At 54.8% G+C, this 10012-nt stretch carries 10 protein-coding genes and 1 tRNA gene; 7 read left to right on the forward strand and 4 right to left on the reverse strand.

Annotated features, from left to right (window positions below):
• Positions 1-23: 23 nt before the first annotated feature.
• The gene (purM, locus tag AB7S84_RS04500) at positions 24-1070 is read right to left on the reverse strand and encodes a phosphoribosylformylglycinamidine cyclo-ligase (protein WP_020878335.1); all 1047 of its coding nucleotides are present in this window, start codon (positions 1068-1070) and stop codon (positions 24-26) included.
• 182 nt (positions 1071-1252) lie between these two features.
• Here purM and AB7S84_RS04505 point away from each other — a divergent pair, with 182 nt between their 5' ends.
• The 7 genes from AB7S84_RS04505 to AB7S84_RS04535 all read left to right on the forward strand — a co-directional run bounded on the left by AB7S84_RS04505 (position 1253) and on the right by AB7S84_RS04535 (position 7558).
• Positions 1253-2569: a homoserine dehydrogenase gene (locus AB7S84_RS04505; RefSeq protein ID WP_020878334.1), complete on the forward strand. Its 1317-nt coding sequence runs from the start codon at positions 1253-1255 to the stop codon at positions 2567-2569.
• 57 nt (positions 2570-2626) lie between these two features.
• On the forward strand, positions 2627-3238 hold the full coding sequence (gene thrH / locus AB7S84_RS04510) for a bifunctional phosphoserine phosphatase/homoserine phosphotransferase ThrH (protein ID WP_020878333.1): 612 nt from the start codon (positions 2627-2629) through the stop codon (positions 3236-3238).
• A 4-nt stretch (positions 3239-3242) separates the two neighbouring features.
• Positions 3243-3659 carry an acyl-CoA thioesterase gene (locus AB7S84_RS04515; protein ID WP_428153128.1) on the forward strand — a complete coding sequence of 139 codons (417 nt, stop codon included), beginning with the start codon at positions 3243-3245 and terminating at the stop codon, positions 3657-3659.
• Complete coding sequence (gene rfaE1, locus AB7S84_RS04520; RefSeq protein ID WP_428153130.1) at positions 3656-5110, forward strand: D-glycero-beta-D-manno-heptose-7-phosphate kinase; 1455 nt, start codon at positions 3656-3658, stop codon at positions 5108-5110. The genes AB7S84_RS04515 and rfaE1 overlap by 4 nt, the downstream gene beginning before the upstream one ends.
• Before the next feature lie 27 nt (positions 5111-5137).
• Positions 5138-5446 carry a DUF167 domain-containing protein gene (locus AB7S84_RS04525; RefSeq protein WP_020878330.1) on the forward strand — a complete coding sequence of 103 codons (309 nt, stop codon included), beginning with the start codon at positions 5138-5140 and terminating at the stop codon, positions 5444-5446.
• Positions 5447-5498: 52 nt separating this feature from the next.
• Positions 5499-5575, forward strand: a tRNA-Met gene (locus AB7S84_RS04530).
• Between the two features lie 501 nt (positions 5576-6076).
• Positions 6077-7558: a glycosyltransferase family 2 protein gene (locus AB7S84_RS04535; RefSeq protein ID WP_020878329.1), complete on the forward strand. Its 1482-nt coding sequence runs from the start codon at positions 6077-6079 to the stop codon at positions 7556-7558.
• Positions 7559-7723: 165 nt separating this feature from the next.
• Here the strand turns inward: AB7S84_RS04535 and AB7S84_RS04540 are convergent, their stop codons facing one another.
• The 3 genes from AB7S84_RS04540 to AB7S84_RS04550 form a co-directional block, all read right to left on the reverse strand.
• Entirely contained in the window at positions 7724-9073 is a 1350-nt protein-coding gene (locus AB7S84_RS04540) for a phosphomannomutase/phosphoglucomutase (RefSeq protein WP_020878328.1), read from the reverse strand.
• A gap of 225 nt (positions 9074-9298) precedes the next feature.
• A complete protein-coding gene (locus AB7S84_RS04545; RefSeq protein ID WP_428153133.1) occupies positions 9299-9781 on the reverse strand; it encodes a S8 family peptidase in 483 nt (160 codons plus the stop codon).
• On the reverse strand, positions 9778-10012 hold a 235-nt coding region (locus AB7S84_RS04550; RefSeq protein WP_428153135.1), incomplete at its 5' end, for a hypothetical protein. The genes AB7S84_RS04550 and AB7S84_RS04545, both read right to left, overlap by 4 nt.

The following is a 10012-nucleotide window of genomic DNA, read 5'->3' on the forward strand; positions in this document are numbered from 1 at the left end:
CGCTTTTCGAGCGGTGCCGAGCTTCAATCGACCCATTTCACTTGAGGAGAGACACCTTTTCGAGCGATGATTTCACCGATGGCCCATGCCCTTTCTCCCAGGGCGTGAAGTCGATCCAAAACGTCCCCCGCCCGATCTTCGGGGACCACCGCGATCATGCCGATCCCATTGTTAAAGGTTCTGAGCATCTCGGTTTCGGAAACATTCCCACCGGATTGAAGAAAATGAAAAACAGGCGGACGCTCCCAACTTCCCCGTCGGATGGCCACGTCACACGCCTGGGGAATGATGCGGACGATGTTTTCGGTGATTCCGCCGCCGGTGATGTGGGCAAGGCCGCGGATGGGCAGGTCGCGTATCAGCATCTGTATCGTTTCCGAATAGATCCGTGTAGGCGTGAGAAGCACCTCGCCTATGGTCTGCTCCAGCTCGGGAACAGGGGTGTCGACGGTGAGTTTCATGATGTCGAAGCAGATCTTTCGTACCAGCGAAAAGCCGTTGCTGTGAAGCCCGCTGGAGGCGATGCCGATCAACACGTCCCCCATACGGATTTCAGCCCCGTCGATTATTCTGCTGTTGTCCACCAGGCCCACGGAAAATCCAGCCAGGTCATACTCGCCTGGATTGTACAGACCGGGCATCTCGGCTGTTTCTCCCCCGATGAGGGCGCAGTTGGCAAGCTTGCATCCTTCTCCTATGCCTTTTACAATGTCGGGAACGACGCTTTCGTCCAACACCCCCATAGAGACATAATCCAAAAAAAACAAAGGCTTGGCACCCTGAACCGCAATATCGTTGACACACATGGCCACGAGATCGATTCCGATGGTATCGTGGATGTTCGTCATGAAGGCAATCTTGAGTTTGGTGCCGACCCCGTCCGTAGAACTGACCAGAACCGGTTTTTCATACCCGTCCACATTCAGAGAAAAAAGGCCGCCAAATCCGCCGATTTCGCCCATAACGCCTTGCCGGGGTGTTCCCTTGGCGATGTCCTTGATTTTGTCGACGAGTCTGTTGGCCTTATCAATATCTACGCCGGCTTCCGCATATGTGAGCGACTTTGTCATGATTGTCCTTTTAATTATCTCGGAATACAGGAAATTAGTAGAAAAAAGTAAACCGATTTCCTTTAAATGTCAAAACAATTTTTTTGACATCGCCGCGCGCTTTGGGTAATAACGAATTCGGTGCATTGACGTGTAAGATAGGCGATCAGGAGCATCAAGAAAATACTTCAAGGAGCTTTCCTATGAGACAGGTCAACGTGGGCGTGCTGGGATTCGGTACGGTCGGAACAGGCGTGGTCAGGATACTGTTGGAGAACAACCACCTCCTCAAGGCGCGAGTGGGCGCGGAACTGAACCTGAAATATGTGGCGGATATCGATACTGAAACCGATCGCGGCATTCGGCTGGCTCCTGGTGTTCTGGTGAACGACGCCTTCAAGGTCGTGACCGATCCCGACATCGATATCGTCGTCGAAATGATCGGCGGCGAAGGGATCGCCAAAGAGCTCATCCTGAAAGCCATCGAAGGCGGCAAGCAAGTGGTGACCGCCAACAAAGCCCTGATTGCCGGTCACGGCAACACCATCGCTCGGGCAGCTGCCGAAAACGGCGTGGACTTCGGATACGAGGCCAGCGTGGGGGGCTGCATGCCCATTATCAAATCGGTGCGGGAGTCCCTGGTCGGCAACCGTATCCATTCCATGGTCGGCATTCTGAACGGCACCTGCAACTATATTCTGACCCGGATCGCCGAATCCGGCAGCACCTTCGCCGAAGCGCTGGCCGAGGCGCAGGCCGAAGGGTTTGCCGAGGCCGATCCCACCCTGGACGTGGAAGGCTTCGATACGGCGCACAAATTGGCCATCCTGAACGCGCTGGCCTACGGCATGGAGATCAATTTGCACGATATCTATGTCGAGGGGATTTCCGGAATCGATCCCGTGGATATCGCCTATGCCGGGGAGTTCGGTTACAAGGTCAAGCTGCTGGCCATCGGCAAGGACAACGGCGATTCGGTGGAAGCCCGGGTTCACCCGACCATGATTCCCTTTGCGGATCCCCTCTCCAGCGTCAGCGGCAGCCTCAACGCCGTTTCGATCTCCGCCGACGCCGTCGATCGGATGATGCTGTACGGTCGGGGGGCCGGAATGATGCCGACAGGAAGCGCAGTCGTCTCGGATATTGTCGACATCACGAGGAACCTGCTTACGGGAAGCGTCGGGAGAATTCCGGTGTTATCCTATCAGCCGGAGGCCATCCACAAAATCCCCATCCTTCCGGTGGACGCGATACACACCCACTATTATTTCCGCTTCGCAGCCGTCGACCAGCCCGGCGTGCTCTCGAAAATCTCCGGCATCCTCGGCGACAACGGCATCAGCATCCGCTCGGTACACCAGAAGGGACGCCGATCCGAAGGTGCGGTGCCGATCGTGATGTTGACTCACAGAGCCAGGGAAGCTGCGGTGAAAAGGGCACTGAAGGAGATCGCCGATCTCGACATCGTCAGCGATCTGCCCGTGCTGATCCGCATCGAGGACGAAAACGGGGGCGAGTGATCATTCCCCGACCGTCAACATAACCCCCCTTATCGCCAATGAAAAAAGAGGTGCGCCATGTACATTGTCTGCTCAGATCTGGAAGGAGTCTTCGTTCCCGAGATTTGGATCAACGTCGCCGAAAAGACGGGCATCGAGGAGCTTCGATTGACGACACGGGATATATCGGACTATAATATTCTTATGCGGAAACGGCTGTCCATCCTGGATCGGCACGGTCTGAAACTCAAAGACATCACCGATGTCATCGCCGCCATGCGACCGCTGGACGGCGCCCTTGATTTTCTCGACTGGCTAAGGGCGAAGGTATCGGTTATCGTGGTGTCGGACACTTTCACCCAGTTTGCCGGGCCTCTCATTGCCCAACTCGGCTGGCCGACCCTGTTTTGCAACACGCTGGTCGTCTCGCCGGTCGGCAGGATCACGGATTATCGTCTTCGGCAACCCGACGGCAAACGCAGATCGGTCGAGGCCTTGAAAAGTCTTAATTACAAAGTCATCGCCATGGGGGACTCCTACAACGACATCACCATGCTCAAAACCGCCGATCACGGGATTCTTTTCAGACCGCCGTCCAACATAGTCGACGAGTTCCCTGAATTTCCCGTCACGACCGGATATGAAGAATTGAAACCCATCTACGAAAAAATTCTGGCATCGGAAGGCTGACGCCATGCCGACACATACGACCCGCTACCGGGTAATCTACGGCGACACGGATCAGATGGGGGTAGTCTATTATGCCAACTACCTCCGGTTTTTCGAGATGGGAAGGGCAGCCATGTTCAGGCACCTGGGCGTTTCCTACCGTGAGATCGAAGCCAGAGGCTATGTCCTGCCGGTATCGGAGGCTTTCTGTAAATATCATGCATCGGCGCGTTACGATGACGTGATCCTTATTGAGACCGCTTTGGACTCGGGCATTCGGGGCGGTATAAAATTCAACTATACCATCCACAGAGAAGCGGATGGGGTATCCCTCGCGACAGGCCATACCCGGCATGCCTGTATAACTTCCGAAGGACGGGTGGTTCGTCCTCCCCAATTTTTAAGGGAACTCATCGTCCGAAAGGATGGGGGGGGCAAATGACGTCGGCCATGGACATTTCGGCCTTTTCAAACTGCCGCATTCTGGTTGTCGGCGATCTCATGATCGACGAATATGTCTGGGGAAGCGTTGATCGCATATCCCCTGAGGCGCCGGTTCAAGTCGTTATCGTAGACCGGGAGGAGTACACGTTGGGCGGCGCCGGCAACGTGGTCAACAACCTGGCGGCGCTGGGTGCCCAGGTTTCGGTTGCAGGCGTCATCGGTACCCGTGCCGACGGAGATCGACTCATGGCGATGTTCACGGCCATGGACGTCGATGCATCGGGAGTCGTTCGTGACCCCGTACGTCCTACTACCCGAAAAACCCGCATCATCGCCGCCAACCAGCATGTACTTCGTATTGATCGAGAGACCCGAAGCAGCATATCGGAGGACGCCCACCAGGCCCTGGACATGTTCATCCGTCGGAAATTGCCGCAATCGGATGTCATGCTGATTTCCGATTACGGCAAGGGTGTCGTCACGCCTTCCTTGATTCAGACCGCCGTTCGAATCGCCGATGCCTGCGGTAAAATCGTCATCGGTGATCCCAAAGGTGTTGATTTTTCGAAATATGCCGGTCTGACGTTAATCACGCCGAATCAGAAGGAGGCGGCCCTCGCATCAGGTGTCGATATCGCGGACGATGCCGGCCTGTCCCAAGCAGCCCACCGGCTTCTGGATATCTCCGGCGTCAGGCATCTCCTGGTCACGCGAGGGAAGGACGGTATGGTGCTCTTCGAAGAGGGAAAATCGCCTTATGCCATTCCAGCCGAAGCACGGCAGGTTTACGACGTATCGGGAGCCGGCGATACGGTCATCGCCGTTTTCGGTCTGGCCGTTGCCGCAGGACGGTCCTTCCGGCAAGCTGCCGTAATGGCCAATACGGCGGCCGGTCTCGTTGTGGGAAAAGTGGGAACCGCCACCATAACCCCGGCCGAATTGTCAACCGCATTACGCCATGACGCCATCTCCCGGAAGCACAAATCCCTGGCTGAATTGTCCAAAATCGTTTCCGAACTCCGACGAAAAGGCAACAGGATCATTCTCACCAATGGTTGTTTCGATCTTCTCCATGCCGGCCACATCCATCTGTTTTCAGCGTCCAAGGAAATGGGGGACGTTTTGGTTGTCGCCATCGACGACGATACTTCCGTCCGACGGTTGAAAGGAAACGGACGGCCGGTCATCGGCGCCCGGGAACGCGTCCGGATCCTGAGTGCGCTGGACAGCATCGACTACGTCGTGGTATTTTCCAGCGAGATGCTCCCGCAACTGATTGAAACCCTCCGACCCGACGTTCTGACCAAAGGCAGCAATTACACCGCCGACACCGTTCTCGGGCACGAACAGGTGGAACGGATGGGTGGACGGGTGGCCTTGGTCGAGGTGACGGAAAGCATCTCCTCTTCGGAGATCATTCAGAGCATTCGATCCAACCCGGCAAAGTGACCTGAATCAGCGACGAAGAGGGCATCAATGTTTATCGACGAAAAAGAAAACGGCATTACATTCAAGGTGTTCGTTCAACCCAGATCCTCCCGGAATATGATCGTCGGATCCCACGGAGACGCCCTTAAGGTCAAATTGACCGCCCCTCCCGTAGGAGGAGCGGCAAACCGTATGTGCATCACGTTTTTCTCGAAAATTCTCGGGGTGCCAAAATCTTATCTCGAAATCCAGGCCGGACACGCCGGTCGAACCAAAATTCTTCGCGTTCTCCTGGACGAAGGGTGCAGTGACCGGAGGCGCATTCGAGAGCTCTTGAAAAAAATATCGGTTCAATAAAAAATATTTCTTGACTTTATTCGCCGATGATATTAGTTTCGGGAATTGTTGATGCGGGGTGGAGCAGCCAGGTAGCTCGTCGGGCTCATAACCCGAAGGTCACAGGTTCGAATCCTGTCCCCGCTACCACACTTCTTCAAAACAAACGGTGCGATATCGATTCAGATCGACGTATTACAGTGTACTGTTTTAATCACGATTAAAACAGGGTTGTATTTTATGTTGACGCTATGGAAACATTGACGCTATCCACCATGCAATGCGCATTATTCAATTCACCTTTCCTGTTTTTATTGCCCATCCCTTCTACATACCACCCCTTCTATATAAGAAGCGTAACGGTCGCGATGTGATGGAGATCCGAATGATACACCCACCGATGTAATTGCGGTTTACAATCGGGCACAGTGTCGGCATGCCTATCCAGAACCGTAAAGGCCATCCCCGACAGAGGGATACAGTGTGTCGTTACCGCTCTGAATATACATGCCGTCTGGTGAAAGCGTTTGTCGTCTGGATTGCCCAGGCAAACCGAACCGTTATAAAATCCGACCGCTCACGCCCGGAGCGTTCGACTTCGCCGGGTCGAAAAGCATCGCTTAACAACATTATCTTGAGGATGGTGTTTCCTTGAAAACCAAAACATCTCTATTTAAATTCCTGGAGTTCTTTCGTCACAAAAAGAATGGCTCATCAGCGCCGTCTCTTCTCTCGCCATTGTCCTTTCCGTCCCCCAGCGGACTGAGCGAGGAAACCTCCAACCGGTCCGTCAAGGGACTCATCATTGGCCTGCTGGCGGCACTGCCGCTCGTATATGGCTTTTTCTGGGGCGACTATTTAGAGATGCTGGAAATTTTCGTCTACCACCGGGAGACCTCGTGGTCTGTCGATGTGATCCGGATCTCCGTCTGGATCGCCCTGGCGGCCCTGGTGTGGCGCGTCTATCTCGTTTACACTTACCGTCCCGCAGCAGCCTGCACCGATCAGGAGCTGCCCCTCTGTTCGGTTATCGTGCCGGCGTACAACGAGGGCGCTCAGGTGCTCTATACCCTCCGCAGCGTGGCGGCCAGTGATTATCCCGTCGAGAAACTGCAGATCATCACTGTTGACGACGGCAGTAAGGACGACACCTGGCGCTGGATGAAGCAGGCCGAAAGAGAGCTGGGAGATCGGGTGGAATTGATCCGCCTGGCTGAAAACAGCGGAAAGCGCCGTGCCCTTTATGAGGGGTTTCAGCGCAGCCGGGGGGATATTTTGGTGACCATCGACAGCGATTCCGAGGTGGATGCCTCGACCCTTCGCCATCTCGTCAGCCCCTTCGTTCGCGACCCCATGGTAGGGGGCGTCGCCGGCAACGTTCGGGTGCTCAACACCGCGGCAGGCATCATTCCCAAGATGCTCGACGTCGGTTTTACCTTCAGCTTTGATTTCATCCGGGCCTCCCAGAGCCGGGTCAACACGGTGATGACCACTCCGGGAGCGCTGTCCGCCTATCGGCGGAGCGTCGTCGCTCCAGTGCTGAAGCAGTGGCTCCACCAGACCTTCCTGGGTCGGCCCGCCAATATCGGCGAGGACCGCGCTTTGACCAATCTGATCCTCAAGAACGGCTACCATGTCCATTTTGCCAAAAAAGCCTTCGTATATACCGAGGTGCCCACCGCTTACATGGGGCTTGCCAAGATGTTTCTGCGATGGGCCCGCTCCAATGTGCGGGAGACGATCGTCATGGCGGGGTTTATCTTCAAACGGTTTCGCAGGACGCCGGCTCTCGGGGCCCGCATCAACCTGCTCCTTCATCTGCATCGCATGACCATCGGTGAAATCCTCAAGATCTGGTCCCTGGGCGTCATTGTCTTTTACCCGACGCTGTTCCTGCTCAACATGTTCACGGGCGCGATTCTCTTTTCAATGATCCCCGGACTGTTTTATCTTTACCGGCACAAGGACAGCAATTTTCTGTGGGCGATCCCCTACAGCCTTTTCTGGCTCATCGGCCTGTCCTGGATCAGTCTGTATGCCTTGTTCACGCCCCACCGCACGGGTTGGCTGACACGGGACCTGAAAGATCAGGCAACGCCTTTGCTCGCGGCCGTCCCCCAAAAAAGCAAGTAGCCATTCAACGACCCGGGTCTGAAAAAGGACGGCCCGGGTCGTTTTTGTCAGACCGCCCGATACACCTCGGATCGACCGCTGCAATTCCGATTACAATCCGCCATTTTTATCGGATCGACCCCATCTATTCAACGCTTCCGCCGGATATACCTGCATTGTAATACATCATGACCGGTTCAAATCGGATAGAACCGACTCCACCAGACGCCGGATCTCCTTCAAGCGAGCCTCGGACACGGCCTCAAAACGCAACACCAGGGCCGGTTGCGTGTTGGAGGCCCGCACCAACCCCCATCCGTCGTCAAAGAGAATGCGAACGCCGTCGATGTCGATGATGTCATAACGGGTTTTAAAATATCCGATCGCTTTCTCCACGAGACCGAATTTTTTGTCGTCCGGACAATCAATCCGGATCTCGGGCGTCGTATAGGTTCGGGGAAGATCCGAGAGCAGGTCCGAAATCCGCCGACCCGTGGCCGCCAGAATCTCCAACAGACGGCAGGAGGCATAAACGGCGTCGTCGAAGCCCAGATAACGGTCTTCAAAAAACATGTGGCCGCTCATCTCGCCGGCCAGAACCGCCCGTTCCTCTTTCATTTTAGCCTTGATCAGGGAATGGCCGGTCTTCCACATCACGGCACGTCCGCCCCGCCTTTCGATGTCGTCATACATCACCTTGGAGCATTTGACCTCGGAAATAAACACCGATCCGGGTCTTCGGGAAAGGATTTCCCTTGCATAGAGGACCATGAGTTTATCACCGTAGACAATCTTGCCTGTTTCGTCCACCACGCCGATGCGGTCCCCGTCTCCGTCGTAACCGATGCCGACATCCAACTCATGCTTTCGAACAAGAGCGATAAGGTCTTTCATGTTATCGAGAACCGTGGGATCGGCTTCGTGATGGGGGAAGGTGCCGTCCATCTCACAGTAGAGTTCATGAACCTCACAGTTGAGATTCTTCAAAATGGGTACCGCTACCACGCCGGCCGTGCCGTTGCCTGCATCGATGCCCACTTTCAACGGTCGGGCGAGAATGATGTTCTCCTCCACGAATCGCTGATATTCAGGGATGATTTGAGCATTTGAACAAGACCCCACCCCCCTGATGAAGCGACCCGCCTCTACGATTTCGCGGATCGTCTGCAGATCTTTTCCATGTACGGAATCGGACCCGATGCAAATTTTAAAGCCATTGTATTCCTTGGGATTGTGACTCGCCGTGACCATGACGCCGCCGTCCTGTTTCAGGCTTTGAATAGAAAAATAGAGCACGGGAGTCGGACAAATGCCGATATCCGTAACCTGACACCCTGCAGCAATCAAACCCTCGATCAAAGCCCCTGCAAAATCATTTGACGAAATACGGCAGTCGCGTCCAACCGTCATCTTACGACACTCCCTTTGGACCATAAAGGTACCGATCCCCTGGCCCAGCCACCGGACCTCTTCAATCGAGATGTCCTTGCCGGCAATCCCTCTGATATCATATTCTCTAAAAATTTCAGGATTCATCGATATTCCTTTATTGATATGGCTTTGATGCGGTTTACCGCGGTCCGCTATTTCAAATCAACGATTGTCCAAAACGGCCGGCCATGTGTGGGACGACCGTCATCGATCCGATATCGAGAAAAACCCGAAGCACATGGCTTCGGGTTGTAGATTACAGGGTTGATATCACTCAGATCTTCAGAAAAAATCATTGCATCAACAGACAGCTCCGGACAGCTGTCTGTTTCAGTTCAAGGCAGCCCTTCTGGCGGCTTTGATCTTTGCTTTCAATCGTTTTCTGTAATGCTTCTTACTGTTGTCGCCGCGGGACGCGTTGTTGCCAAGTCGGAAGATAACCTCCTCCAAGGCAGCAACCAGATTCAGGTCACCGACAGTAGATCCCCCCGCCATGAGATGTGCCGTTCCGGTAAGAATTTCCCTTATCTCTTCAGAATTCATATCCGGATCAACAGCGAGCATCATCGCTACGGCAGCTGTGACATAGGGTACCGCCATGCTGGTACCGCTCGTAATCCCAAGACCTTTCATGGCATCACCATTGGTAATATCCACAGATAGAATATTGGCGCCCGGCGCCAGAATGTCTATCTCATCTCCAAAATTACTGAACGTCGCCAACCGACCGTAGGCATTGCTTGCGCCAACGGCAATGACTTCCGGATATCTTGCAGGATACATCACTGAGAACTTCGGGAGAGCATTATTCAAATCACCATCCGCAGCACCACCATCCGCAGCACCACCGTCGGCAGCACCACCATCCGCAGCACCACCGTCGGCAGCACCACCGTCGGCAGCACCACCATCCGCAGCACCACCGTCGGCAGCACCACCATCCGCAGCACCACCGTCGGCAGCACCACCATCCGCAGCACCACCATCCGCAGCACCACCATCGGCAGCACCACCATCCGCAGCACCACCGTCGGCAGCACCACC

This window comes from Desulfococcus sp., from assembly GCF_050178255.1.
Lineage (GTDB): Bacteria > Desulfobacterota > Desulfobacteria > Desulfobacterales > Desulfococcaceae > Desulfococcus > Desulfococcus multivorans.

What these genes read in the sequence shown, in the direction of transcription:
- purM (WP_020878335.1), bottom strand. Translation starts at nt 1,070, where the DNA reads ATGACAAAGTCGCTCACATATGCGGAAGCCGGCGTAGATATTGATAAG.
- AB7S84_RS04505 (WP_020878334.1), top strand. Translation starts at nt 1,253, where the DNA reads ATGAGACAGGTCAACGTGGGCGTGCTGGGATTCGGTACGGTCGGAACA.
- thrH (WP_020878333.1), top strand. Translation starts at nt 2,627, where the DNA reads ATGTACATTGTCTGCTCAGATCTGGAAGGAGTCTTCGTTCCCGAGATT.
- AB7S84_RS04515 (WP_428153128.1), top strand. Translation starts at nt 3,243, where the DNA reads ATGCCGACACATACGACCCGCTACCGGGTAATCTACGGCGACACGGAT.
- rfaE1 (WP_428153130.1), top strand. Translation starts at nt 3,656, where the DNA reads ATGACGTCGGCCATGGACATTTCGGCCTTTTCAAACTGCCGCATTCTG.
- AB7S84_RS04525 (WP_020878330.1), top strand. Translation starts at nt 5,138, where the DNA reads ATGTTTATCGACGAAAAAGAAAACGGCATTACATTCAAGGTGTTCGTT.
- AB7S84_RS04540 (WP_020878328.1), bottom strand. Translation starts at nt 9,073, where the DNA reads ATGAATCCTGAAATTTTTAGAGAATATGATATCAGAGGGATTGCCGGC.